Raw genomic sequence first — 25835 nt, 5'->3', positions numbered from 1 at the left:
TAAGCTAAGTGCTTAGTCAAAAGAAGACCGTCCTCGAAGGGCGGTCTTTTTTCGTATAAGATCTTTATGTTTAATGTCTCTATGTTAGACATTTCATTAACAATAATTAGTAGGGTCTTTTTCTTGATTAATGCTTTGCTGCTCAGCAAAAAAAGCTTCAACTACATTTCGCTTAGCAGTAGCCCAGTAGTCGAATTGGGCGCAAGTGGCCTCTAAGCTACCTTGCCACTGCGGTATCTGGCTACACATGGCTTGCAGGCGTTGTTGGTTGGGAGTAGGCAGTTTAGAGGCGGTTTCAATTGCCTTTATGGCAGCCTCCCGATCATTACATACTAATGCCATATCACAGCCGGCTGTTATCGCAGCAGTCACTCGAGCACCGATATCACCAGCAGTATGAGCTGCTTTCATGGATAAGTCATCAGAGAACAACACGCCTTTGAAGCCTAACTGCTGACGGGCAATGTCTTGTAGCCAAATCTTAGAGAATCCGGCAGGCTTATTGTCCACCTGGCTGAAGATTACATGGGCGGGCATAACCGCATCTAGCCAAGGTTGGCACTGAATAAAGGGTTGTAGATCAGTCTGCTTAATCTCTTCAAAACTACGCTCATCGATGGCATCAGCCACATGCGAGTCTGGAGCAATAGAGCCATGACCTGGGAAGTGCTTGCCTGTGGTGGCCATGCCTGCTGTCTTCATACCTTGCATAAACTGCATAGATAGCGCCACAATGGCTTGGGTATTGGCATGAAAGCTTCTATCCCCAATTACTTGGCTGACCCCATTTATATCGAGTACTGGGGCAAAGCTAACATCGATGCCCACCGCCATAACTTCAGTCGCCATTAAATAGCCACAATCATAGGCTAGGGATAAGGCACGGCAGGGATCGGTATCGAACAAATCCCCCAGTCTTCCCATCGCCGGTAGGGGAGTAAATCCTTTACGCAATCTGGCCACGCGGCCACCTTCTTGGTCAACCCCAATGAGGATCTGTGGTTTTAGTTGATGAATCTCATCACATAGTTGGCGTACTTGCTCGGGGGTGTCAACGTTACGGGCAAATAAAATTATGCCACCAACCTCTGCACGACTTAATACTGAGCGATCTTCTGCTGTAAGCTCAGTGCCGGCTACATCTATCATTAAAGGTCCGTACATAAAGGTTCCCCTTGGAATTTATTACACTAAAAATGAATGAGGTATTATTACAGTAAATGTCAGCAATACCAATACCTAAGCTCACTATGGTTTGTCTTATTATTGGTAATTTACAGTCAGCTTATTAAAATAGTTTCAGTCTAAATGTAAAATTAGGTAAGAATGCTTATACAGTTTTAGACAGTCAAGGACTGATTGTTGTGCTAATATCAAGTCATTATGTCCATATCAAAAATAATGAGCGAGAATAATTTATGAGATTTCAACCAACACAGCTGGTGTTAAGTGCCGCCGCTATTGGTGTAGCCGGAATAGTTTTTTCACAAAGCTACACTACGGCAATGGCATCAGACAAGGCTGCTTTTGTTGCCACTCCAGAACAAAAATTGACTACAAGGCAAGTGGCAGCTCTATTAGATAGGGCGCATTATTCTAATAAGCGTTTTGATTCAGAAATGGGTATGCAAGTATTAGAGATGTACTTTGATCGCTTAGACCCAAATCATACTTTATTTTTACAGTCAGATATTGATGAATTGACCAAAAAATATGGCGCCTCTTTTGCGGACAGACTAAAGAAGGGTGATTTGACGGCCACGCAAGATATCTTTAACCGTTATATCCAGCGTTCAGATGAATATTATAATTTTGCCGATAAGTTCTTGAGTAAAAAAGTTAATCTGAACCGCAACGACTCTGTGATATTAGATAGAGAAAAAGAGCCTCGATTTACTACGGCTGACGAACAGAGAAAATACTGGGAACGTCAACTTACGTTGCAAATTATTAACCTAACGTTAGGTCAAGAAGAAGACAAAGCTCGCGATGAGTTATATACCAAATATCCAGAATTAACCAAGGGTAATGATCTAATCTTAGGAGAGGACAGAAATCCTAGAGAGGTATTGTTAAGCCGCTTACATCGCCAGCAAGAACAGTTACAACGTATTAAAAGCGATGAGATTATGGAGTCAGTACTAAATACTGCGATGCTGACTTATGACCCACACAGTAACTATTATGCTCCTGTGCAATCTGTTGAGATGCAAGTACAGTCAAATCTGCAGTTAGAAGGCATCGGCGTCACTATTCGTCCTTATCGCAAAAATCCAGACTATACCCAAATAGTAACTTTGGTAGAAGGGGGTCCAGCGGCTAAATCTGGCAAAGTACAGCCCAATGACTTAATCATGGCTGTGGCTAAAGATGGAGAAAACCTGCAAGATGTGGTGGGCTGGTCGACTCGTGAAGTGGTGGCGTTAATTCGAGGGAAGCGGGGCACTGATGTCACTGTAAAAGTGAAGCAGCCCAATAGTCCAGATGCCGCTGCGCGTACTATTGTGTTGACTCGTGATGTTATCGAACAAGATGATGCAGGGGTTACGCACCGTGTAATTACCGTTAAGCCTGATGGTAGCAATCAAGAGAAGCGCATTGGGGTATTGGAGATTCCAAGTTTTTACTTAAACTACCAAGCCCGCCGCAGTGGCCAAAACTATCGTAGTGTTAGCATCGACACTCAAAACGAGCTAAAGAAGCTTAATGAGAAAAATATCGATGGCTTAGTGGTTGACCTACGTAATAACCCAGGTGGTTCGCTTGATGAAGTGGCGAAGATGTTAGGGTTATTTATTAAAGAAGGGCCTTTGGTCCAAATTCGTGATAACCGGGGTAATGTCCAGGTTTATCAAGATGAAGATGGTGGTAAGCAGCTGTATTCTGGAGACATGGTAGTGATTACCAATATGGCTTCAGCCTCTGCTTCTGAGATTTTTGCCGCCGCCATTCAAGACTATGGTCGCGGCTTAGTAGTGGGTAGTACTACTACCGGTAAAGGCTCGGCGCAGATTCAATTAGACAGTTTGGCGCTAGGCTCTGCCACTTTAACTCAGCGTAAATTCTATCGCGTCACCGGTGGTAGTACCCAAAACAAAGGGGTCGTTCCTGACATTCCTTTAATTAACATCTATGAAGGCGCAGAATTTAGTGAGCGTGATCAAAAGAACGCTATGGCTTGGGATACCATTAAGACTTCTCCTTATAAGCCAGAAGGTAAGTTTAGCAGCAAAACCTTAGCCACACTTAACCAGCAGTCTAAGATTCGTCAAACCACCAACCCGCAATTTGTGTATTTAGACACTTTAAATAAAGTGCGTAATATGGATGACGATAAAAAAGCGGTGAAACTTAATATTAATGAGCGTCGTGCTCGTCAAAAACAAATTGAGCAAAAAACTTTGGACGCTGAGAACGCACGCCGTATAGCTACCGGCCTCAAGCCTTACGATACTTGGACACAGTATCAAGCCGCTGTTGAGTCAATGTTTGAAGAGCGTAGTCGCTTAAAGAATGATGAGCGTCCCAAACTGCCAGAAGATGAAGTGTATGTTATCGAGGCCGCTAAAATTATGTTAGAGGCCAATAAGCTACAAAAGTTTCAGCAGTTAGAGGATTCTAAATAGTTTTAATAAAGTTTTTAAGACTGCAAGCAAGTTAGTTATAGAGTTGTGTTTTTTGAAAACCTTTATGCCTCAAGGGGTGTAAAGGTTTTTTTGAACCATTTTTTGGACCGAAAGTAGGGGAGCGGACTAAGAAAAAGGATGTGTAAGCATATGCTTACAACACATGACGCTTTGGCGACTTACATGGGGGCCATCAATTTGAGATTATAGCTTCACGGCATCAAGGATGATGACTCAAAGGATTGAGTGCTTTATTTGATTGGTCTAAGGTTATAACTTAGGTTATAAGCCCCAAAACAACGAATAAAGATACCGGGTTAAGGATGAGCGGCTGTTAATAGAGTTTAAAGGTTTTAAATTTGATAATAGCCACCTATGAACTTTTTAGCGAGTACTTAATTTAGTGAGTACATAAGTTAAAGTGCTTTAGTTAAAGTATTTAAGCTAAATAGTATCTAGGCTGATACGGAGTCATAGGGTTAGTAAGGAAACATCCCCTTTGTTTTAGTATGACAGGATGTGATATTTAAGATCAAAGGGAAAGGTACTTTAGAGCAGGATGCTCGCTATAGTCGACTATTCTAGGATGGGGTAGAAGGCAATAAGGTGTCAGGATGACAACAATAAAAGCCGCATAACAGGAGTTATGCGGCTTTATTGTTTTGATCATTTTGTTTCAGATTCAAATAAATGGGCCTTTACCTTTAGATGCCTGAATTAAACATCATGCTTGGTACGCCATTCTCGCACTTGTTGTTCCACTTTGTCTTTAGTATGGCCGTAACGTTCTTGAATCTTGCCTACCAGTTTATCAACGCTGCCTTCTGCATGCGTTAAATCGTCATCAGTAAGCTCAGCCCACTCTTGTTTTATTTTGCCTTTTAATTGGTTCCATTCACCTTTAAAAGTATCCTTATTCATGGCACTACTCCTTTTTTATATTATAAGAAATTATTAATTTTTTTAGTTCACAATACGGACTTGGTTGGCTATTTACTAAGTTTCCAGCTAATTAACTGTTAACTGCTTTGCTTTTAAGCGCCATAGCTCTTTCACCAACCAAGAATTAGTATGCGCTTTATTTACCTAAGTTGTGTAGTAACTTTTAGCAGTTATGAGGGGAGTTGTGTTGTTATTGTTAGTGAAATTTAACTTCAGTAAACATAAGCTATGATTGGGCTTAGTTAATGGCTTATTCGGATCTTTTGCACCTCATCTTTAAGCTTTAGCTGTTGATTGTTAATAGGCTATAGAATAACGTTTGTAAGCATATGCTTACATACCTTGACGCTATTACGTCTTACATTGGCTTCATTAATTTGAGAACATAGCTTTACTGAATCAAGGATGATGAATCAGGATAAAGAGGGTAACTCTTATATCAGGATCTATAGTAAGGACACACACTTTAGCTAAGCATTCATAGGATGTGAAGTTTGGTTTAAAGTGATAAGTACACCCAGAGCAGGACGCTCATATTATTATCTATTCTAGGATGGGGTAGGAAATAATAGACTGTCAGGATGACAATAACAAAGCCGCATAATAAACGTTATGCGGCTTTGTTGTCTCTGGCCGTTGAGCGATAAATAGCTTTGTAAGCATATGCTTACAGCAACTGACGCTATTACCACTTACATTAGATTGGGTAATTTGAGATTATAGCTGTACGGCATTAAGGATGATGACTCAAAGGAATGAGTGGTTTAATTGGTTACAATGATAACTTCCGTTATAGGGATAAGCAGCTATTAAGTTAGCAAGTATGAGCAACATATCTAGGATGATATAGAGCCATATTGAAGTAGGGACACATAACTTGGACTGACTGTAATTATTACAGTGACCGAGGGTGAGAACAGAGCAGGATGCTCGCTAGTATTAACTATTCAGGGATGGGGTGGTTAATATTATAGTTAGGATGACGCAAATCGAAAGCCGCATAACGTGAGTTATGCGGCTTTGTTTGTTTGAGCAAACATGGATGCCTAGGATTGTTAAATTGTTCAAACAAGCTGGCAGGGTAGCCAAGCTACCTATTTGTGCTGAGCCTTGAGGTTGCCTATTTATGCTTAGTTGGCTTGTTATGGGTTGGCAAAGTCGCTTCAATAACTAATCCAGAGACACCATCTTGGCGGTTATAAGCGACAAGCTCCCCTTGATGTACCATAATAATGGCATGGGCAATGGCCAATCCTAGGCCATAACCATTGTATTTTTTTTGAGGGGCCTGAGAGGGGTCATCCTGCTGTTTTGGTTGAGGTGGGTTTAAGCGCTCTCTAGAAGCGCTTAATCTGACAAAGGGTTGAAAAATACGCTGTAAATCTGCTTCAGCTACCCCACTGCCTTCGTCAATAACTTGTATCCTTAGATAAGGTATCTGATGCTCAGGGTGTGTAAAAGTATCTAAGCTGACCTTGACACTAGATTCAGCTGCCGTGTGGGTAAAGGCATTACGAATGATGTTTTCAAAAGCACTGTGTAATTGCTGCGGGTCTCCCATTAACTTGTAGCCATTTTCAGATGCAGAGTTTGGCGATTTTGCGGGTTTTCCTTCATTTAAGAACAGCCACTGCCAATGAACCGCCTTATCCTGAAACTCAAAGCAGACATCCTGCCTAATCTCATCAATAAGAGCATATAAGTCAATATTTTGGTAGGCCTCTATATCCAAAGTATTTTGGCGCATTTGCAGGGATTGAATTTGTATGATGTGCTCAATAAGCTCGTTCATACGCAGCGATTCTTTTTCAATACGATCTAGATAATGCCCCGCTTCAGGTGCGAAGTCACGGGTAAGCTCTGTAGCCACATCTAGTCTGGCCAAGGGTGAGCGCAGTTCATGAGAGATATCACTAAGCATTTGCTTTCGAGCCAGCTCACTATTGGCTAGGCGGCTAGACAGCTTGGAGACATCTTTTGCTAATAGACCTAACTCGTCATTGCCTAGATTTTTTAGCTCCTCTCCGGCGGTAAATCGGCCTTCACTCATTAGATGCACCGCTTTTTGTACCCGCTGAATACGGCCCGTTAAAGCTCGGCTTAACCAATAACAGACCAAGATGCTAAACAGTAAAATCAGCGATACTCTAATTAAAGTATGGTCTTTACGCAGGGAAATAAGATCCCGCAATGACAGCCTAGGTTGTAACTGTACGATATAAGTTTTTCCACTGTTAGAGTTTACGGTGGTATCTTCTAATTCAGGATAGTTAGCAATGTCAGCACTTACTTGTTGCCAAGGTTGCTCGCTGAAAGTTGAGAAGAAACGTGAATATTGCTGCTGCGAATAAGGATACTGCTGCGATTGCGCATCATTGGTAAGCGGCGCAGCATGTTGAAACTCAGAGCGGGTTGCGGGTCTATAGTGACCTTGTTGACTAAATTCAGAGTGAAAACGCCCAAACTTGGGGAGGACTTGCTCACCTTTTTCATCCACAATACGCATTTGTGATAATAGCCATCGATTTTCACGATATAACTGCTTAACTGTCTGTAAATCATCATTCGTTAAAGCGGTGACAGTCTCTTGGCGGGCGATAAGTAAGCGTGCCACTTGCTGCTGCATCCTATTATTGAGCTCTTTTGCATTGATCCAACGCTCGATACCTACTGATAAGGCAGAGGTCAGCAGTAAAATAGCCAACATGCTAAGAAATAGCCGCCAGAATAAGTTGAGAGGCTGATAAAATCGATGTCGACGTGCTTTTTTTGCCGCAGTTTTATTCATAAAAGTACTACTCTATAACATCAGCTAACACTATAAAACCAGCTGATAGCCTTTACCGCGAACGGCCTTAATGGGGTCTTCATGGAAAGGCTGTAATTTTTTTCGCAGCCGAGAGACATGAACATCTAAGCTTCGATCAAGGGGCTGCAGTTCCCGTTGTAACACGGTTTGTGAGAGCCACTCTTTACTTGCCACATTGCCTTGCTGCTGTAGTAAGGCCACCAGCAAATCAAATTCAGTACCAGTAACTTGTAGGCTTTCACCATCTACCTTACAAATGCGGTGTACTTGATCTAGCTCTAACCGCTCATGTGTTAGCGGAGCAAATTCGGAGTTTTGAGCCGTAGTGCGTTTAATAACGGCATTGATGCGGGCTAATAGCTCACGGGGGTTACAAGGTTTGGCAATATAATCATCTGCCCCTAACTCCAAACCAATAATGCGATCAATCTCATCGCCTTTTGCGGTCAGCATAATGACCGGCGTTTGAGTTAAGGTGGGCAGTTGACGCAGCACACTTAACCCATCAATTTTGGGCATCATAATATCGAGCACAATTAAGTCATAATTGTACATTTTAACTTTTTCTAAAACCTGCTCTCCATTATAGACACAGTCACACTTAATTCCATGGTTGGTCAGATACTCTGCCAATAAGTCAGATAGCTCTGTGTCGTCATCGCCTAATAAAATATGTGTCATGAACAAGTCCTAAAAATTAAATAATTAAAGGCCCTAAACGTACAACTTTTGCCCACCAGTTTAAATAAAATCTTTGCACTTGATAAGGGCTAGGAATACTAACTAGGGTTGTTGCCACAAGCAAGTATAGAAGTAGCCCGCTGTAGCAATTGTTACCTTTCTTAAACTTTCATCAAACTAAGTTACGTGGAGCTGTCCTATCATAACTTCATCAAGCAAAAGGTTAGGTAAATAAGAGTTAAGGCTCACTAAATTCAACCAAACCACGTTAAAATTCCACCAAACCAAATTAAATTAAATGCCAGCTCTTTTTTAGAAATCTAAAATTAATAAATGGCAGTTGATTAACAAAGGCGTTAAGGGTAAATATTATGAATAAATTAGTATTAAGTACTGTACTAGCTGTCTCAGGTAGCTTAGCAATGGTAGGCTGTACTCAGGCTAGCGCTGTTTCTGAATCTCAAACCACAGCAGCCACTAAAATGCAGCATGGAATGCATGGCCAGCATCATAAAGGGGGCCCAATGGGCAAACGTGGTGGTGGCTATGGCTATCAGCAGCTTAATCTAACCGCTGAACAACAAGCTCAAATGCAAGCCTTAAGAGAGGCACAAAAACAAAAGCACCAGGCCAATCGTCAACAGCACCAAGCTCAAATGCAGCAGCTGCATGCCCAGACTCAAGCTTTAATAAATAGCCCTACTTTAAATACCACTAGCTTAAATAACTTAGCAGAGCAACAAGCTGCTTTTTCAAAGCAAAGATTTATTGAACGCGTTCAAACTCAGCATGCTATGGCGCAAATTCTGACTGACGAGCAAAAAGCTCAGTTACAGAAAATGCGTGAAGAAAGACAAGCTAAGTTTAAAAGCAAAATGGCCCAAAGAGCCGATAACGCTAATGCCTCTGCTAAGTAACTAAGGTATTAAAATAAAAGATAATCTCCAAAAATCATCTCTAAAAAAAGCGATCTTAGGATCGCTTTTTTTATGGATTGTGGAAAGGGGATTGCGCTTAGACTTAGTTAAGCTTCACGGGCTACGCTGGCTTGTAGTGCAGGGGGCAACTCTAATAGCTGTAGCTCTGAGTCCTCTAGATGCTCAGGGCGCGCCACAACCAGTGCTTCAAAGCCTGAATAGTCTTCGGTAGCTATGGCATTTACCACCTGAATTTTATCAAGGTTCTCACCAGCTTGTGGCACATCGCCCTGACCTTTAACGCGGTGTAAAAACGCTTTTGGCGAGGCCTTGAAATAGATACGAGCGATGACTTCTTGTCCGATATAGCAGCCTTTATCATAGTCTACGCCGCCACGCTGATGTAATCTTAACTCTTGCGGCTGGAACAGGCCTTGTGTGGCTTCCACAATCCAGTAATTACCGGTGGCAATACTTAATGCTTGCCATTTATTGATATCACAATTATCCGCAGCTTGGCTGAAGGTGGCCTCTTCAGTACCGGTCTCTGAGCCTAAGACGCAAGGGTAGATATCAATAGGTTCAGAGGTGGTGATTTTTGAGAAGGCACCATACTTTTTTATATGGGCTTGCAGGCTTGGCAAGCAGTCAGCAGCGATAACAATATCAAAGTTATCTTCAGAGTGTTTTTTTACCCAAATGCCAAACTCAATACGTCCTTTCAGGTTAGCAATGGCAGCAGGGAGATAGCTTAACCCTATTTTATTAACGTTGACAGTAAGCTGGCTTTGCAAGAATTTTGCAGCATCATCACCTTGCAAAGTGAATTGTTTAAAAGATAAATTACTCACAATTAGAATCCTTTGTTAGTTGCTTTGATTAAGTTGTTGTAATAGAGAGTGATAAATGTCTTTCCTATAGTGCCAGTTATTATAGAGGCTTAGCAATTAAGCTATGTAATTAGCTGTATGCAAAAGGCTACTGTTGCTTATTTTGGCAAGGTTAAAGGGGTTCGAGCAAAAAGCTGTGGTTTAGGCTACAATACTAAGCGATATTAATTCAATACTATATCTTAAATAATGGAAATGAGGATAAAATGAGCCTACCTAATTGCCCAAGTTGTGATTCTGATTTAACTTATGAAGATGGTGCCTTATTGGTTTGTCCAATGTGTGCTCACGAGTGGACAGCTGCCGAGGCAGATGGCACTGTGACTACAAATGAGCCTGATAATGTGATTCGTGATGCGGTTGGTAACGAGCTACAAGATGGTGATGCTGTGACTGTGATTAGAGATCTAAAAGTAAAAGGCTCTTCCACACCGCTTAAAGTAGGTACTAAGGTGAAAAGCATTCGCTTAATCCATGACGCGCCAGATGATCATGATATCGATTGTAAGATTGATGGCTTTGGTCAAATGAAGCTTAAGTCTTCTGTGGTAAAAAAAGCCTAAGACAGTGACAGCTAAAGTAATAAATTTGCTGTATTAACCGCGCTATTAACGCTCTATTAAAAATAAACCTCGTAGTCACTTACTACGAGGTTTATTTATTTTTTTATTGAACAAGAGAGCAGTAACCAATCTCACTAGTAATCCAACCGATACTCCAAGCAAAAAGAAAATCAAAAGTCAGCTTAAACTGGTAGCTTATGATTTATTCCATAAAAAAATTAAGGGTTTGGACAAAAACTGCATAAAACAATTCATAGATAGTAATTTTGACTAAATAAAGCCCTTAGTATTTGCTATAATTATAGTTAAATAAATCTATCTAATTATGATTAGATAGTCAATGATGAGGAGTAAGTATGTCAAAGAAAAGCAGTAAGCCCGAAAAGATTAGTGATGACTATGTAACCAATAGTAAAAAGATTGAAAAGTACGAAACGCAGAAGAAAAAAGATGGCTCACGAATCAAAACTAAAGAAGTGATCGATCAAGTTCTGCTAAAAGACCTAAATGAAGGGAACTTTGAGGGCATCTCTGACCACTTACAAGCTCTAATTCACGACGCGTCGCCTGATGATCTCGAAAAGCTTAAAGACTTATTTGCAAAGCATGCCCTAGCCAATACGGTTAGAACAGGCACTGAAAAAGATGATGAGTTGTCAGACAATTGGCGTGAAGGGGGTTACCCTTATAAAAACCGCCTATCGCGTAAAACTTATGAAAAACAAAAGTACCACCTGCAAGTAGAGTTGCTTAAACTTCAAAAATGGGTTCGTGAAAACGACCAAAAAGTCGTTATCATTTTTGAAGGCCGCGATGCTGCTGGTAAAGGGGGCTCTATTAAACGCTTTATGGAGCATTTGAACCCACGTAGTGCTAGAGTAGTGGCGCTAGAGAAGCCAACCGAACGTGAAATGGGTCAATGGTATTTCCAGCGTTATGTACAGCATCTACCTTCTGTAGGGGAGATGGTATTATTTGATCGCTCTTGGTATAACCGTGCCGGTGTTGAAAGAGTAATGGGCTTTTGTACTAATGAGCAGTACGAAATCTTTATGAAGCAAACTCCTGAGTTTGAAAAGCATTTAATTGATTCAGGTATTCATCTGATTAAATTCTGGTTTTCTGTGAGCCGTGAAGAGCAACGTCGCCGTTTTAAGCAGCGTGAGGCCCATCCATTGAAGCAGTGGAAGCTATCTCCTATTGATATGGCATCTCTTGATAAGTGGGATGACTATACCTTAGCGAAAGAGGCTATGTTCTATAATACTGATACCGCAGAATCCCCTTGGATTGTTATCAAGTCAGATTGTAAAAAGCGTGCCCGTCTAAACGCCATGCGCTATGTGCTAAACAAACTTCCGTATGAAGGCAAAGATCAAAAGCAGGTAGGCCATGTTGATCCACTAATTGTAGGCCGTGCAGGTGCTTTATACGAATTGGGTGAAAAGTCTGATTTGACCATCTAATAACCAGGTTTGATCTGGTAATTAATAAATAAGGAGCAATCTATGATTGCTCCTTATTTTATTTTTTATAGTAATTCTAGGACTGCGTTAACTATACCACTGACTTTAGGCTAAGGCTGGCTTTAAGCTAGGCACTTATTTTGCCCATTTTAACCAATCTAGAAGTGATAGAGCCTTTGGTACGCTGATGACGTTCCGCTAGAGTATCTACGCTATCGCCATTATCAAACCCTGTATTGAGGTTATCCTCTTCCTCTGCCTTCCAGGGCTTACCTGCATTGACTGGCAATTGTGCTTGGCGCTCAATCCATCTGATACGCGCTTGAAGTGCAGGAATAGCTACTTGCAAAGCCCGTTGAATATCATCATTTAAACACAGGCTCTTGGGCGCTAATGGCTCATCGGACAGAGGGTTAATGCCTTCACTGAGCTTTTCAATAATACGAAAAGCTTCAAAAGTATGCATAGGTGCCACTACTGCGTCGGGTTGGGCCGTTGATTCTACAGCTGTTTTTTTATCATCCATGAGGTATAAACATTCCTTTTAATAAAGTGAGCTTCGATTGATTTAAGTTTTTACTGAGTGTCAATAGTTAAATTAACTAAATTATCTTAGCATTAAACCTAATCAATAAAAACATTTTCTTTTAAGGTTAGCACGTCGCACTGGCCCATATCCCACTCATGGTGACTGACGACGATTAGCAATCCTTGCTTTTGGTGCTCACGCACACTGTCCCAAACTCGTTCACGGGTCTCAGTATCTAGTCCGGCAAAGGGTTCATCAAGCAGTAAAACTCGGCGCGGCTTTAGCAGCAGTCTAGCTAGAGCAACGCGTCTGGCCTGACCGCCAGAGATGGCTGCTCCATATTCGCCTAAGGCAGTCTGTAACCCTTGTGGCTGTGCTTGCAGCCAGGGCAGTAAACCAACCTTATCCAAAGCAGACAGTAGCTCATCTTCAGTAGCGTCAGGTTTACCAAGGCGGAGGTTAGCAGCTAAGGTCTGATCAAAAATATCCAATTGTTGCCCAAGATAGCCCAGTTGATCTTGCCAGTCATAAGCAAACCAATTTTGCTCATTGAGTGTTATTTCACCTGATTGCACTGGCAACTCACCGGCCAAAGCTTGTAGCAGAGTAGATTTACCACATCCTGAAGGGCCTTTGATAATCAAGGGAGTACCAGACTGGATGCTGACACTGACTTCTTTGGCCCCTACCAAAGCCCCTGCAATTTTGGCAGAAACATTACGTAGCTCAGCGTGCATCGCGCCCGTTGGTAACGTTAGCCCGGTTTCAATATCCGTAACAGCTGTATTATTAGGCTCTGATTGATCGGCTGCAGGGTGTAGCAGCGCATTGAGTCTGTCTTTGGCAGAAATACTGTTGCCCAAGGCCAGATAGTGCTGCCCCAGAGGCACAATAATCTCTTGAATACCCAGTAATCCTAAAGTTACTGCCAGCGCTAATGACACGTTGATGTCAGTGGTTACAACCGTAGCTGAAGTGACCTGATATATCGAAAATAATACCACCAATACTGCGGTATAACAGAACCACTGAATAAGCAGCATATAGCTGGAACGATGCTTCTGTGCCTTCCATTCCAAGGCTTGTAGCTTATCGTCTTGGGCAATATAACTCGCAGTTTGCATTTGCCATTGTTGCCAAAGTAGCAATTGGGTAATGATTGCCAGTGGTGCCAATAACTTCTGGCGTCTAGATTCTGCAACTTGTGATAACTGCTTAGCGCTATGAATACCTTTAAGGCTAGCGATGAAAGGCAGTAGTAAGGCGGATAATAGCAATAGATAAATCACAACCTTACTGAGGGCACTTAGTGGCAGAGCCCAACCAATGAATGCAGCTAACAATAGCATCGACACACTACCAATGAGCCAAGGGGAGACGACCCTAAGAATAAACTCATCTAACTTATCAATATCACTCACCAAACGGTGCATATATTGTGAGGCGTGTAAAGTATTGCGCTGCTGGATTAAGGGTAGGGCGGCTAATCGATTAAAGAAGCGTAAGCGCAGTGTCTTTAATAAGTCAAAAACTGCGTTGTGCGATACCATCAGCTCACCATAGCGCCCAGCTGTCCTTGCCATGGCAAGCATCCGAATAATGCCGGCGGGCAGCATATAGTTAAAGCTGTGTGAGCCAACCGCAATCATCCCTGCCAAAGCCGCACCGGTAATGAACCAACCGGAGATCATTAGCAAAGCAATCATAGAAATGGCGGTGACCAATCCTAAGATCCAAGATATCACCCACAGATCAAAAGAGGGCTTAAACATATCACGTAGGCGGAATACGGGAGGATTGGCCGTCGATAGAGACTGCTGATCTAAGCTTGTATCAGGTTTGGCTAAAGCTTGTTTAGTCATGATCTTCTCCGCTTACCGTTACTGCTGCAGGTAGTGACAGCTTAATGACGTTATCTAACCAACTAAGTTGTTGGTGGGCGTGCGTGATCCAAATCACCGTTTTGCCTTTACTAACCCGTTGCAGCAGCTGATGGATTCTATCTGCAGTGTCAGGGTCTAGATGTTCTGTGGGCTCATCTAATAGCCATAAGCTGTCTTGTCTAAGCAGTAATTGAGCAATCCCCAAACGCTGTTGTTGACCGCCAGATAGACCTTGGCCTCTATCCCCAAGCTGGGTATCGAGTCCTTGTGGTAACCGTTTAATAAGCTGCCATAATTCAACCTCTTCTAGTGCGGCAATTAACTGTTGGTCACTGGCATTCGGGTTGGCGAGTCTTAAGTTCTGAGCAATGGTTAACGGCATAAGGGCCACTTGTTGTGCCAGATAGCCAATGTGTTGTCTTAGCTGCGATTGAGGTACTTGTGTGATATCAACGTTGTGCCCATTGGCAAGGTTAATCTCAATTTGACCTTGATAGTCAACAAAGCCCATTATGGCTTGCAGTAGGCTGGATTTTCCGCTACCACTGTCGCCCACTAGAGCCACTCGCTGAGCGGGTTGTAGCGTAAAGCTAACCGGAGCCAAGCGGGTACGATAAGCTTGTGCCTTCGAGTCAGAAGACTCAGCGTCATTGGCGCTGGCTGGGTCAGTAATGGCAGTGCGAATGCTCAACTGGTTAATGTTTAACCCAAAAGCTTGCGATAAATCTACAGGGCTTGAGCTATTAGTAGCCGCTTGTGATAAGTCTGTGGCACTATCAGTGCTGGATTGGGCCGCTTTAATAATAGGCAGTAGGCTTTGAACTGCCCCTTCAGCTTCCGCTTTGGCATGATAGTCTGCCCCCAGTTGACGCAGGGGAACATAAAACTCAGGAGCCAATAGTAAGATAAATAACGCCCCAAAATAAGCCACTGGGACATGACCTTTATCCCATGGCAAAATTCCCATTAGTCCAAAGCCAAGATAAACTGCGACTAGAGCAATGCTCAGTGCAGCCAACAATTCCAAAACAGCACCATTTAAAAAAGCAATTTTTAATACATCCATAGTGCGGCGACGGTAATCTTCACTGCTAATGGCCAGGTCTTGCTCGGCAATAGAGGTGGCTTGTAAGCGTTTCAGCGTCGGCATCCCCCGAATCCAATCCAAAAAACGGCCACTTAATTGCGACAAAGCACCAAACTGGGCGGCGCTTTTTTTGGCAGTAAGGTGGCCGATAAGAATCATGAATATCGGTACCAGTGGCGCGGTCATTAATAGTAGGGCAGCGGCAAATTTGCTTTGCCAAGCCACAGCAATTAATAAGATAAAAGGGGTAGTCACGGTAACTTTCTTTTGGACACTAAAACGGCTAATAAAGCCATCTAAAGCATCGGTTTGATCAATAATCTGACTGGAGATGCTGCCATCACTACCAAAGTGGCGCAAATTAGGTCCTAAGTGAGCCATGGTGGTCAATAGCGACTGTCTTAACTGCGTTCGGACTTGTAAGCTGGCACGAGCACTTAATAACTCCCGTCCCATATTTAGTAAAGGGCGCAGTACAAAACAAGCTGCCAATGCCCAAAACCACATTAAGTTAATCCCACTAGATAGAGGCACCTCATCAAAATAGTTGGTTAGCCACAAGCTAAATATATTAGCAAGAAGCCAAGCTTGCCCTACAAATAGAAGGGTACTAAGGATTGTGAGTAGCCACGCAAGATTTAAAGGGCGGCGCACAGTATTTATCAGCTGTTTTAAAAAGCTTTTTTCGGCAGTTGAAAGGGTGGCCATAGTAGTTTCTGTCTTAAAAAAAAGAGAAAATTATGAGAGGCAAAAGTTAAAAAAAGTGCAACAATAAGAGTATACTTTAATAAGCATTCTAAGCTTACTGCTTGGAAAAGCCAATGTATGTTAATGTATCTAACTAATGTGGCAAGAAGCACCGGTCACTGATTACTTACTTATCAAGCTAAGTAAATAAGGTCATTAAAAGTTACATTAATGAGGACTGTGAAAGAAAGTTAAATGATATCTGGAACAAATGTTAATATTTAGGTAATATACGCACAATAAATCCATAAATTAATAATGGGTATTTTTAAATACCTATTTCGTATCATATTTATAATATTTTATTAAATTGTATATTATAATATAAGAGTTAAGTTTTCTGAGTAAACGTTTATTAGCAGTGTTGTTTTAAGTAGTTGCTTTTTGAAATTGTTCAACGACATCTTAAGTATTCAATAGCCATCTGTGTTCTATAGGGCTTAAGTATTTTATAGGTGTTGAAACTTATCGGTAATGCAGGGTTGATCATTCAGTTAGTTTAATGGTGTAAAGGGAGGGGGTGCATTAGGGTCAGCAAGCAAGGATGTGAGCGATAGAATGCCCTAAGTTATGCAAATCAAATAACAGTGTGAATTGATCCTGCTTTTTAGGAGGTTTAGTATGATTACTGAACATCTAGTTGATATATCCCGCTTGCAGTTTGCGGTGACAGCGCTTTACCACTTTCTATTCGTCCCATTGACTTTGGGAATGGTATGGATTCTAGTTATTATGGAATCTGTCTATGTCACGACCGGTAATCAAATCTGGAAGGACATGACCAAATACTGGGGCAAGCTATTTGGTATTAACTTCGCTCTAGGGGTAACCACAGGGATTACCATGGAGTTCCAGTTTGGTACCAACTGGGCTTACTATTCACACTATGTGGGTGATATCTTTGGTGCCCCGTTAGCCATCGAAGGTCTAATGGCTTTCTTCCTAGAATCCACCATGGTGGGTCTATTCTTCTTTGGTTGGGACAGACTGTCTCGTGCTCAGCACCTTATCGTTACCATACTAATGGCGCTGGGAACTAACCTTTCTGCGTTATGGATCTTGATTGCCAACGGTTGGATGCAAAGTCCAGTTGGGGCTTCGTTTAGCTACGAAACCATGCGTATGGAAATGGACAGCTTCGCGACCATCTTACTTAACCCAGATGCCCAAAACAAATTTGTGCACACAGTATCAGCTGGCTACGTCACAGCGGCTGTCTTCGTTTTAGCCATTTCAGCACTATACCTATTGCGTAAACGCGACGTGGAATTTGCGAAACGTAGTTTCCAAGTTGCTTCGGCTTTTGGCTTGGCGTCAATTTTAAGTGTCATTGTACTTGGTGATGAGTCAGGCTACTCGATTGGTGCTGCTCAGCAAACTAAGATGGCCACCATTGAAGCCATGTGGCATACCGAGCCAGCTCCTGCTTCATTCAACCTAATTGCAGGTATCAACGAAAAAGAGCAGAAAAACGATTGGCAAATCCAGATTCCTTATGCAATGGGTATTATCGGTACCCGTTCTTTTGATAAAGAAATTCCCGGTATTCATGAGATTAAAGAAGTTAACCGAGGACGTATTATCAACGGTATTCAGGCGGTGAGCCTACTAGATCAACTGCGTGAAAATCCAGAAGATAAGACCTTAGTAAGTCAATTCGATGAGGTTAAAGAGGATCTAGGCTTTGGTTTATTGCTCAAAAAATATACTGAAGATGTGACGCAAGCTACGCCAGAGATGATTCAAAAAGCAGTGGATGATACCATTCCTGCAGTAACTCCTATGTTCTGGTCGTTCCGAGGTATGGTAGGTCTTGGCTTCCTAATGCTAGCTTTATTTGCGGCGGCTATGTGGTATACCGTGAAAGGTAACTTCGCTGAGAAAAAGTGGCTGTTAAAGTGGGCGGTAATCATGTTGCCAGCGCCTTGGATAGCTGTTGAGTTGGGTTGGTTTGTGGCAGAGTATGGCCGTCAGCCTTGGACTATCTATGGTGTTTTACCAACTCACTTATCAGTGACAAACTTTAGTGTGGCCAACGTTTATGGTTCTCTTGCTGGGTTTGTTGGTTTCTACACCATACTGTTAATCATTGAGGTTTATTTGATGATTAAGTATGTAAAATTAGGACCAGCAAGTTTGGGTACAGGTCGTTACGATGGTGAAACACCACGTGATGTCACTCCTGTTAATGGTAATAAGGAGGTAGACCATGTTGTTTGATTATGAAACGCTAAAAATAATTTGGTGGTTGCTTGTTGGGGCATTACTCATTGGTTTCGCCATCATGGATGGACACGACATGGGGGTGTGTACGTTACTACCTTTCGTTGGTAAAAACGATGATGAGCGCCGAGTTATTGTGAATACTGTTGGACCACACTGGGAAGGTAACCAAGTTTGGTTTATTACTGCAGGTGGTGCTTTATTTGCTGCATGGCCCTTAGTTTACGCCCTAGCTTTCAGTGGTTTTTATTGGGCAATGATGGCAGTACTTTGGGCATTATTTTTTAGACCCGTAGGCTTTAAGTACCGTAGCATGGTCAAAGACCAAAGATGGCGTAACGCTTGGGATTGGGGCTTGTTTGTAGGCTCGTTCGTTCCAGCGGTAGTATTTGGCGTGGCTTTTGGTAACTTATTCTTAGGGGTACCATTTAACTTTGATAATCATATGGTATCTACCTATAGTGGTACATTCTGGCAGTTGCTAAATCCATTCTCGATTCTTTGTGGATTGGTTAGTGCAACCATGCTTATTATGCAGGGAGGTACTTTCTTAGCGCACCGAACTGAAAATGGGATTCAAGAGCGAACCAAAAAATACACTATGATTTCGGCAATAGCGATGGTGGTACTATTCGTTGCTGCTGGTGTTTGGCTTCAGTATATTGACGGTTATGCGATTGTGTCACAGATTGATCCAGCTGCTGTAGCAAACCCACTGACTAAAGAGGTAGTGGTACAACCAGGTGCTTGGATGTCAAACTATCAGAAATATCCATTAGCATGGATATTCCCAGCACTAGGTATCTTGATGCCGTTGCTAACAGTAGGTCTGTTAAAAGCAGGCAAAACGCTAACCGCTTTTGTCACCTCAAGTATTGCGGTACTAGGGGTAATTATGACGGCTGGTGTTTCGCTATTTCCTTTCGTCATGCCATCATCAACCTACCCAGATGTTAGCTTAACCGTTTGGGACAGCGTATCTAGTCACTTCACATTAATGGTGATGTTGTATGTCGTGGTGCTGCTACTTCCCATTGTGGTATTCTATACTGGCTGGGCTTATAGCGTGATGCGCGGTAAGGTGACTGTGGCCTATATTCGTGAAAACGATCACACCTCGTATTAAGCTATTTACTTATCTAGGAGAAAGTTATGTGGTATTTTGCATGGATATTAGGTCTTGGATTTGCCGTACTTTTGGCAATCGTGAACGCCATTTGGTTAGAGCACGAACAAGGTCGTCTAGACTCATATGATGCTCAGCGTAAAAAGATTGACCCTCACTTAGAGAAGACACCTAAGTAGTAAGGGGGAGATCAAACTAACAGATTTTGGTGGTTATTCACTGATCTCTGTTAGGGATGATAGTAGAATAATGATACAAAGTGGGCTCATAAGAGCCCACTTTTTTTTGCTAATATAGTGGGATTATTGTAGCAACTGCTACACCATATTTGGCTATGAGGCCCAAACCTTGTAGTATTATGGCAGTGATGCGGGGGAAATTGGATTTTTGACCTTGAATGTAGTCGCTGCTAACACAATTCTTATAACTATTACCCTTAAAGTCAGTACCCTTAAAGTCATCTTTCTTATAATCAAAAGACCTAATAAAGGTCTCTTTCATCTGTAAAGTAGAGTTATTATTATGAGTACTAAAAACGAACAACTATTCTTACAAGCCAAAAAGCACATTCCAGGTGGCGTTAATTCACCAGTTCGTGCCTTCGCTGGTGTGGGCGGTACCCCAGTGTTTATGCACAAAGCCGCAGGCAGTAAAATTTATGATACCGAAGACAACGAGTACATTGATTACGTTGGCTCATGGGGGCCTATGATCTTGGGGCACGCACATCCCAAGGTGATTGAAGCTGTGAAAGCGGCCGCTGATGATGGCTTAAGCTTTGGCACTCCAACCACTTTTGAGACCTCAGTAGCAGATACCATTTGCGATATCGTGCCAAGTGTTGAGATGATCCGTATGACCAGCTCAGGTACCGAAGCCACCATGAGTGCTATTCGTCTAGCCCGTGGTTATACAGGTCGTGATAAGATTGTTAAATTTGAAGGTTGCTACCATGGTCACTCAGACAGCCTGTTAGTAAAAGCAGGTTCCGGTATGCTAGATATCGGTGAGCCAACCTCACAAGGCGTACCCGCTGACTTTGCCAAGCATACCATCACCTTGCCTTATAATGACCCGCAAGCGGTAAAAGACTGCTTTGAGAAATGGGGCGATGAGATTGCCTGTGTAATCGTCGAGCCTATTGCTGGCAATATGAACATGATCATCCCAACCCAAGAATTCCATAATACCTTACGCGAACAGTGTACCCAAGGCGGTGCGGTATTGATTTTTGATGAAGTGATGACCGGCTTTCGTGTGGGCCTAAAAGGGGCACAGGGTCACTTTGGTATTGAACCAGACTTAACTTGCTTTGGTAAAATTATCGGGGCAGGCCTGCCGGTAGGTGCCTTCGGTGGTAAGCGTGAAATCATGGAGTGCATTGCACCTATGGGCGGCGTATATCAAGCAGGTACATTATCAGGTAACCCACTGGCCATGCGGGCAGGTATTGCCATGTTTGAGGACTTAACCCAAGAAGGCTTTTATGAGGGTGTGGCGGACAAGGTAGCTTACCTAGTTGACGGCATTCAAGCCGCTGCTAAGAAGCATGGCATTAAGCTACGCTCAACTAAACTTGGCGGCATGTTTGGTCTGTTTTTCGTTAAAGAGGAAGCCACCGAGGTACCTCAAAACTTCGATGAAGTGACTGCTTGTGATATGGATAAGTTCAACACCTTCTTCCATGGTATGTTACAGCGCGGTATTTACTTGGCACCTTCGGCCTATGAAGTGGGCTTTATGTCGTCTAAACACTCAACAGAGGACTTGGACGCTACTATTAAAGCGGCTGAAGAAGTGTTCGCTGAGATGGCGTCAGCATAACCGAGTAATAACCTGTTAATAAAAAAGTTACGTTAATAAAAAACCATCCTGCTAAGCAGGATGGTTTTTTTTATTGCTCGGAATTTTACCGGATTCATTAACGGCGAACGTCTTTAGGTGCGCCGCCTTTAGGCCAGTCTTTGTCTTTATTAGCTTTTACTGGACGGTCTAAATGAGTGAAGTAAGCAGCAATGTCAACGGCTTCTTGATCGGATAGGGTATTGCCCTGACCAAATGGCATCTTACCTTTAATAAAGGCGGCTGCTTTATAGGTGCGAGCCATGCCTGCACCATCGTTAAACGAATCTGGACCGGCTACTGCAGGGTAAATATAGCTTCCATCTTCTTTAAACTGACCTTGGCCATTATCACCATGACATACAGAACATTTTTCAGCAAAAAGCTGTTTACCATTTTCTGGGTTAGGCTCAAGGTTGGTATCGACTTCAACAAAGCCACGACCTTCAGGAGAAACACCGGCCGGTATACCCTGTGATAGCCAGCCCATGTAAGCCAGAATAGCGTTCATGTCATCTGAGGTGGGGTCTAATGCTTTCCCGTTCATAGAGCGCTCAAAACATCCATTAATACGTTCTTGTAAGGAGTTCACACGAGCACCTCGAGAGCGATAAATTGGGAAAATACCGGTTAAACCATTCCACGGAGCAGCATAGGCTTCTGAGCCATTGGCTAGGTGACAACTGGTACAGTTTAAACGGTTACCCACATTATCTGGCAACTCGGTATAAGTATTATTCACTAGATGTAGACCGCGGCGAATAGCTGCACCCAACTCATCATCTGGAATAGTCGACTCATCTGGCATCTTGATTGAGGCGGTGGAGGCTGCACCATCACCAACGGGCGCAAAGCTGCTATTGGCCTCAGGCATGCCGTCTTCAAGAGCTTTAGCTTGGGCTTCAAGAGATTTAACTCTGGCGAGAGCGGCCGCTTCTTCGGTACGGTCTACAGCTTTAACTTGATTGTCATTACTACAGCCTACGCCAAATAAGGTGGAAGCCACAATAAGGGAGGCGGCTAGTGGCAGTTTAGTTGATTTTAGTTTGGTCATGGCGAGTCCTTAATTCTTTATAATAAAAGCGCGGTATACCTGCCTATATAAAAATGGATAAAAAAGTGGAGGTACGCTAATAAAACTTACAATTGACATCCAATATAAGTTAATAAAAAAATATTATATGACATAGTATTCTTTTTTAAAAGAAGCAAAGTATCAATGCCGCCTTAATCCCTTTCAAAGCATTATTAATCTAAGCTTGCTTGCCACTTTTTGGCATAAGTGATTTAATGAGGCAGCTGTCATCTTTGCAGAAAAAGGCTTTTAACTTAATTTAGTAAGCAGTCAGCGAATTTGGCTCAAGAGTTTGTTAAAATACAGCTCTACTAATAAACTTTAAATTTGATTGGTTTTTTGCAAGATGTTGGCAAACAAAGTCATTCGTTGCCTATATTTTTAATATTTAATAATAAATCACACTCTCCTATATCTATATTAATCTAAGGTAAGACAGTCGCTTATGCCTAATAACTTTCTAGCGAATAATGAATTAATGGCAGCCATCGATATTGGCTCAAACAGCTTTCACTTGGCTATCGCTCGCTTGGATCATGGTGAGGTTCGAAAAATTGCCTCTATGTCTGAAAAGGTTCAATTAGCTGCCGGCCTAGATGAAAGAAAATACCTAAGTGAAGAAGCTCAACAAAGGGGGCTTGATTGCTTGGCTCGGTTTATGGGGCGACTGGATTCAGTCTCAGCAGATAGGTTGCGGATTGTCGCGACTAATGCCTTGCGTCAAGCCAAGAATGCTGACGAGTTTATTAGACGTGCCGACGAAATACTGCCTAAACCCATTGAGATTATTTCAGGTCGAGAAGAGGCGCGTCTGATTTATTTAGGGGTGTCACATACCAATGAGAGTATTGATAAAAGATTGGTAATTGATATCGGTGGTGGCTCAACCGAGTTTATTATTGGTCAAGAGTTTGACCCGATATTGACAGAAAGCTTACAGATGGGGTGTGTGGCATATACCCAGCGGTTCTTTGAGTCAGGTGATATTACTGAGGCGGCCTTTAATGCAGCCATTGCCGATGCGCGCAAAGAGATCTTGCGTATCAGTACTACCTACCAAAAGACAGGCTGGACCAGTGTGGTAGGCTCAAGTGGTACCATTAAAGCTGTGCGAAATGTATTGGTATCAAAGGGATGGGCAGATGATCAGGAGCGCATTACCTATCAAGGTGTGAAAAACCTGCAGCAATTACTGCTTAAAGTGGGCCGGGTTGAAGACATTGACTTAGAAGGTGTGAAAGAGCACCGAAAAGCTGTCTTCCCAGCCGGTGTGTCTGTGTTGCTAGCCGCTATGAAGGTACTTGGCATTGAGACCATGACTTATTCGGATGGAGCGCTGCGTGAAGGGGTCATGTATGACATGCTGGGCCGCTTTGCCAGTGAAGATGTGCGCGACCGGAGTGTTCAAGCTTTAGTAGAGCGTTATTCAGTCGATAAGCGTCAGGCAAGACGTGTGGTAAAAAGCTGTGAGCGTCTTTATGAACAAGCTCATGAGGCCTTAGAGCTAAGCAGTGAAGACAATGACTTGCTGCGTCGTACCGCCTATTTGCACGAAGTTGGTCTGGCCATTAGTCACAGTGGTTACCACCATCACAGTGCTTATTTACTAGAGTTCTCAGATATCCCAGGATTTTCACAAGTGGATCAAGTGCGCATGGCGCAGTTGGCCCGTAACCATCGCCGCAAGCTAAAGTCAGAAACCTTAGAGCAAGTGCAAGAAATTGGCGGTCGAAAGCTGGTGTACCTGTGTCTGCTACTACGCCTAGCGGTGCTAGTCCATCGCAGCCGCAATGACCATGACAAGAGCGATCTTAAGCTAAATATTATCGATAAAGAGCATTGGCAAGTAAGGGTTGAGTCTGAGCTTGATGAGTATGCCTTGCTTATACTGGATCTTAAAGATGACATCGCTCAGTTCAAAAAGTGGGGCGTGGAATTAACTGTGGTGCAAGAGAACTTAGAATCATAACTTAGGCTGGATGGCCTAACGTAACCGATAAACAAACGATAATAATATTTTAAGGACTTATCATGAGTGCAGTTTGGGATAGCGTTGGCTTGGCAAGACACGCCAAACGCCCTTTATTTTTAGATTATGTCGGGCAGCTATTCACTGAGTTTGATGAGCTTCATGGGGATAGAGCATTTGCTGATGATCGCGCCGTAATTGGGGGTTTGGCTCGATTTAATGGCCAACCGGTGATGATCATAGGTCAGCACCGAGGACGTAGCACCCGTGAACGTATCGCCCATAACTTTGGTATGGCCTACCCAGAAGGGTACCGTAAGGCCATTCGCTTAGTGAAGTTAGCTGAGCGCTTTAAGTTACCTGTACTGACCTTCATTGATACTCAAGGTGCCTACCCTGGGGTGGAGGCTGAAGAACGTGGACAGGCCCAAGCCATCGCAGAAAGCATCGCGACTTTTAGTAGTTTAAAGACGCCGATCATTGTGACCATTATTGGGGAAGGGGGCTCAGGCGGTGCTTTGGCTATTGGCGTTGGCGATAAGGTCAATATGCTGCAGCACAGTATTTACTCAGTTATCTCTCCTGAAGGCTGTGCCTCTATTTTATGGAAGACCGCTGAGAAAGCGCCTGAAGCCTCTGAAGCTTTAAAGCTAAACTCAGATAACCTGTATCAACTGGGATTGATAGATGCCATCGTTGATGAAGGCGAAGGTGCACACCTTGATGCTAAGCCGGTTATGGAAGGTCTGCAGAAGTTGTTGGCTGAGCAGTTGGCGGAGCTAAAACAGATAAAAATTGATGAGCTGGTTGAGCAGCGTTATCAACGTCTAAAACATTTTAATTCAACCTTAAGCCTTCAAGCTTAATAAGTCATAAGGCAGTTCGTTGAATTAACCTTTTTTAATCTTATTGACCCGTTAAGGAATTAAGCGCTACGGAAAAATGGAAAATAAGACAGACTTAGTGCTGTCTTTTTTTTATTTTAATCTTTTTAAAATGCTGCTAAAGGTAGTAAATATAAGCGCTTAGTCTAGCAATGTTAAAAATAATTTAATATTATTTGGCATTATTTTAAGTTTTTTTAAAATAAAGCTTGCTTAAAGGTAATAAGGTCCCTATACTACATTCCTGCTTAAGAGAAACCCGCAGCAAATCATTACCTCGTAGTATTAGCATTAATCCTCCGTTTTAAGATTTACCGTAGTTGCTCAAGCGTTACCCGACCAAATTGGTCATTATGTTTTAAAATTAGGAAGATGAATATGTCAGATACTATCAAAGGTACAGTAAAGTGGTTTAACGAAGCTAAAGGTTTTGGCTTTATTGCTCCAGAAACTGGTCCAGACGTTTTTGCTCATTACAGCGAAATCGCAAGCTCAGGTTTCAAGACCTTAGCTGAAGGCCAAGAAGTTGAGTTCACAGTAACTCAAGGTGCTAAAGGCCCACAAGCCCACGGTATC

Annotated in this window: 20 protein-coding genes; 11 read left to right on the top strand and 9 right to left on the bottom strand. The window is 42.6% G+C overall.

Annotated features, from left to right (window positions below; translation table 11 throughout):
* Window positions 1–96 precede the first annotated feature (96 nt).
* Window positions 97–1164 carry a beta-N-acetylhexosaminidase gene (gene nagZ / locus G561_RS0108405; protein WP_028859148.1) on the bottom strand — a complete coding sequence of 356 codons (1068 nt, stop codon included), beginning with the start codon at window positions 1162–1164 and terminating at the stop codon, window positions 97–99.
* A 254-nt stretch (window positions 1165–1418) separates the two neighbouring features.
* Between nagZ and G561_RS0108400 the strand changes: the two genes are divergently transcribed.
* Window positions 1419–3626 (top strand): carboxy terminal-processing peptidase, encoded by a 2208-nt coding sequence (locus G561_RS0108400; RefSeq protein WP_028859147.1) that lies wholly within the window; start codon window positions 1419–1421, stop codon window positions 3624–3626.
* A 717-nt stretch (window positions 3627–4343) separates the two neighbouring features.
* On the opposite strand, the gene G561_RS0108395 is transcribed toward G561_RS0108400, so the two are convergent.
* From G561_RS0108395 to G561_RS0108385, 3 genes are all read right to left on the bottom strand, one after another.
* Window positions 4344–4547, bottom strand: a complete 204-nt coding sequence (locus tag G561_RS0108395; RefSeq protein ID WP_028859146.1) for a CsbD family protein — start codon at window positions 4545–4547, stop codon at window positions 4344–4346.
* A gap of 1141 nt (window positions 4548–5688) precedes the next feature.
* The gene (locus G561_RS0108390; RefSeq protein WP_028859145.1) at window positions 5689–7356 is read right to left on the bottom strand and encodes a sensor histidine kinase; all 1668 of its coding nucleotides are present in this window, start codon (window positions 7354–7356) and stop codon (window positions 5689–5691) included.
* 30 nt (window positions 7357–7386) lie between these two features.
* On the bottom strand, window positions 7387–8058 hold the full coding sequence (locus G561_RS0108385; RefSeq protein WP_028859144.1) for a response regulator transcription factor: 672 nt from the start codon (window positions 8056–8058) through the stop codon (window positions 7387–7389).
* 371 nt (window positions 8059–8429) lie between these two features.
* Between G561_RS0108385 and G561_RS0108380 the strand changes: the two genes are divergently transcribed.
* Window positions 8430–8975: a Spy/CpxP family protein refolding chaperone gene (locus G561_RS0108380; RefSeq protein WP_028859143.1), complete on the top strand. Its 546-nt coding sequence runs from the start codon at window positions 8430–8432 to the stop codon at window positions 8973–8975.
* 107 nt (window positions 8976–9082) lie between these two features.
* Here G561_RS0108380 and ygfZ read toward each other — a convergent pair whose 3' ends face one another.
* Window positions 9083–9826, bottom strand: coding sequence for a CAF17-like 4Fe-4S cluster assembly/insertion protein YgfZ (ygfZ, locus tag G561_RS0108375; protein ID WP_028859142.1), 744 nt, complete (start codon window positions 9824–9826; stop codon window positions 9083–9085).
* A 245-nt stretch (window positions 9827–10071) separates the two neighbouring features.
* Here ygfZ and G561_RS0108370 point away from each other — a divergent pair, with 245 nt between their 5' ends.
* Both G561_RS0108370 and ppk2 read left to right on the top strand, forming a co-directional pair.
* On the top strand, window positions 10072–10428 hold the full coding sequence (locus G561_RS0108370) for a zinc ribbon domain-containing protein YjdM (protein ID WP_028859141.1): 357 nt from the start codon (window positions 10072–10074) through the stop codon (window positions 10426–10428).
* A 356-nt stretch (window positions 10429–10784) separates the two neighbouring features.
* On the top strand, window positions 10785–11894 hold the full coding sequence (gene ppk2, locus G561_RS0108365; protein ID WP_028859140.1) for a polyphosphate kinase 2: 1110 nt from the start codon (window positions 10785–10787) through the stop codon (window positions 11892–11894).
* A 127-nt stretch (window positions 11895–12021) separates the two neighbouring features.
* Here ppk2 and G561_RS14995 read toward each other — a convergent pair whose 3' ends face one another.
* The 3 genes from G561_RS14995 to cydD all read right to left on the bottom strand — a co-directional run bounded on the left by G561_RS14995 (window position 12022) and on the right by cydD (window position 16101).
* Window positions 12022–12420 carry a hypothetical protein gene (locus tag G561_RS14995; RefSeq protein ID WP_051584467.1) on the bottom strand — a complete coding sequence of 133 codons (399 nt, stop codon included), beginning with the start codon at window positions 12418–12420 and terminating at the stop codon, window positions 12022–12024.
* A 98-nt stretch (window positions 12421–12518) separates the two neighbouring features.
* Window positions 12519–14285 carry an amino acid ABC transporter ATP-binding/permease protein gene (locus tag G561_RS0108355; protein ID WP_028859139.1) on the bottom strand — a complete coding sequence of 589 codons (1767 nt, stop codon included), beginning with the start codon at window positions 14283–14285 and terminating at the stop codon, window positions 12519–12521.
* On the bottom strand, window positions 14278–16101 hold the full coding sequence (gene cydD / locus G561_RS0108350) for a thiol reductant ABC exporter subunit CydD (protein ID WP_028859138.1): 1824 nt from the start codon (window positions 16099–16101) through the stop codon (window positions 14278–14280). The genes G561_RS0108355 and cydD overlap by 8 nt, the downstream gene beginning before the upstream one ends.
* A 660-nt stretch (window positions 16102–16761) precedes the next feature.
* On the opposite strand from cydD, the gene G561_RS0108345 reads away from it, so the two are divergent.
* From G561_RS0108345 to hemL, 4 genes are all read left to right on the top strand, one after another.
* A complete protein-coding gene (locus tag G561_RS0108345; protein WP_028859137.1) occupies window positions 16762–18360 on the top strand; it encodes a cytochrome ubiquinol oxidase subunit I in 1599 nt (532 codons plus the stop codon).
* Window positions 18353–19489: a cytochrome d ubiquinol oxidase subunit II gene (gene cydB, locus G561_RS0108340; protein ID WP_201586251.1), complete on the top strand. Its 1137-nt coding sequence runs from the start codon at window positions 18353–18355 to the stop codon at window positions 19487–19489. Before G561_RS0108345 ends, cydB begins: the two co-directional genes overlap by 8 nt.
* A gap of 26 nt (window positions 19490–19515) precedes the next feature.
* A complete protein-coding gene (gene cydX / locus G561_RS15190) occupies window positions 19516–19668 on the top strand; it encodes a cytochrome bd-I oxidase subunit CydX (RefSeq protein WP_028859135.1) in 153 nt (50 codons plus the stop codon).
* 343 nt (window positions 19669–20011) lie between these two features.
* Window positions 20012–21313 carry a glutamate-1-semialdehyde 2,1-aminomutase gene (hemL, locus tag G561_RS0108330; RefSeq protein WP_028859134.1) on the top strand — a complete coding sequence of 434 codons (1302 nt, stop codon included), beginning with the start codon at window positions 20012–20014 and terminating at the stop codon, window positions 21311–21313.
* A gap of 97 nt (window positions 21314–21410) precedes the next feature.
* Here hemL and G561_RS0108325 read toward each other — a convergent pair whose 3' ends face one another.
* Window positions 21411–22385, bottom strand: a complete 975-nt coding sequence (locus G561_RS0108325; protein ID WP_028859133.1) for a c-type cytochrome — start codon at window positions 22383–22385, stop codon at window positions 21411–21413.
* 466 nt (window positions 22386–22851) lie between these two features.
* Here G561_RS0108325 and ppx point away from each other — a divergent pair, with 466 nt between their 5' ends.
* From ppx to G561_RS0108310, 3 genes are all read left to right on the top strand, one after another.
* Window positions 22852–24375 carry an exopolyphosphatase gene (ppx, locus tag G561_RS0108320; RefSeq protein WP_028859132.1) on the top strand — a complete coding sequence of 508 codons (1524 nt, stop codon included), beginning with the start codon at window positions 22852–22854 and terminating at the stop codon, window positions 24373–24375.
* A gap of 62 nt (window positions 24376–24437) precedes the next feature.
* Complete coding sequence (locus tag G561_RS0108315) at window positions 24438–25241, top strand: acetyl-CoA carboxylase carboxyltransferase subunit alpha (RefSeq protein ID WP_028859131.1); 804 nt, start codon at window positions 24438–24440, stop codon at window positions 25239–25241.
* Between the two features lie 396 nt (window positions 25242–25637).
* Window positions 25638–25835, top strand: a 198-nt coding sequence (locus G561_RS0108310; protein ID WP_028859130.1) for a cold-shock protein, incomplete at its 3' end; no start/stop codon positions are given.

It is taken from the genome of Psychrobacter phenylpyruvicus DSM 7000 = NBRC 102152 (assembly GCF_000685805.1).
Classification (GTDB): domain Bacteria; phylum Pseudomonadota; class Gammaproteobacteria; order Pseudomonadales; family Moraxellaceae; genus Psychrobacter; species Psychrobacter phenylpyruvicus.
The sequence above is the reverse complement of the archived record's forward strand: the minus strand, read 5'-3'. Positions and strand labels throughout refer to the sequence as shown.

What these genes read in the sequence shown, in the direction of transcription:
- G561_RS0108400 (WP_028859147.1), top strand. Translation starts at nt 1,419, where the DNA reads ATGAGATTTCAACCAACACAGCTGGTGTTAAGTGCCGCCGCTATTGGT.
- G561_RS0108370 (WP_028859141.1), top strand. Translation starts at nt 10,072, where the DNA reads ATGAGCCTACCTAATTGCCCAAGTTGTGATTCTGATTTAACTTATGAA.
- G561_RS0108355 (WP_028859139.1), bottom strand. Translation starts at nt 14,285, where the DNA reads ATGACTAAACAAGCTTTAGCCAAACCTGATACAAGCTTAGATCAGCAG.
- G561_RS0108380 (WP_028859143.1), top strand. Translation starts at nt 8,430, where the DNA reads ATGAATAAATTAGTATTAAGTACTGTACTAGCTGTCTCAGGTAGCTTA.
- cydD (WP_028859138.1), bottom strand. Translation starts at nt 16,101, where the DNA reads ATGGCCACCCTTTCAACTGCCGAAAAAAGCTTTTTAAAACAGCTGATA.
- G561_RS0108385 (WP_028859144.1), bottom strand. Translation starts at nt 8,058, where the DNA reads ATGACACATATTTTATTAGGCGATGACGACACAGAGCTATCTGACTTA.
- G561_RS0108345 (WP_028859137.1), top strand. Translation starts at nt 16,762, where the DNA reads ATGATTACTGAACATCTAGTTGATATATCCCGCTTGCAGTTTGCGGTG.
- cydX (WP_028859135.1), top strand. Translation starts at nt 19,516, where the DNA reads ATGTGGTATTTTGCATGGATATTAGGTCTTGGATTTGCCGTACTTTTG.
- G561_RS0108315 (WP_028859131.1), top strand. Translation starts at nt 24,438, where the DNA reads ATGAGTGCAGTTTGGGATAGCGTTGGCTTGGCAAGACACGCCAAACGC.
- ppk2 (WP_028859140.1), top strand. Translation starts at nt 10,785, where the DNA reads ATGTCAAAGAAAAGCAGTAAGCCCGAAAAGATTAGTGATGACTATGTA.
- G561_RS0108390 (WP_028859145.1), bottom strand. Translation starts at nt 7,356, where the DNA reads ATGAATAAAACTGCGGCAAAAAAAGCACGTCGACATCGATTTTATCAG.
- nagZ (WP_028859148.1), bottom strand. Translation starts at nt 1,164, where the DNA reads ATGTACGGACCTTTAATGATAGATGTAGCCGGCACTGAGCTTACAGCA.
- G561_RS0108325 (WP_028859133.1), bottom strand. Translation starts at nt 22,385, where the DNA reads ATGACCAAACTAAAATCAACTAAACTGCCACTAGCCGCCTCCCTTATT.
- G561_RS0108395 (WP_028859146.1), bottom strand. Translation starts at nt 4,547, where the DNA reads ATGAATAAGGATACTTTTAAAGGTGAATGGAACCAATTAAAAGGCAAA.
- G561_RS14995 (WP_051584467.1), bottom strand. Translation starts at nt 12,420, where the DNA reads ATGGATGATAAAAAAACAGCTGTAGAATCAACGGCCCAACCCGACGCA.
- hemL (WP_028859134.1), top strand. Translation starts at nt 20,012, where the DNA reads ATGAGTACTAAAAACGAACAACTATTCTTACAAGCCAAAAAGCACATT.
- ppx (WP_028859132.1), top strand. Translation starts at nt 22,852, where the DNA reads ATGCCTAATAACTTTCTAGCGAATAATGAATTAATGGCAGCCATCGAT.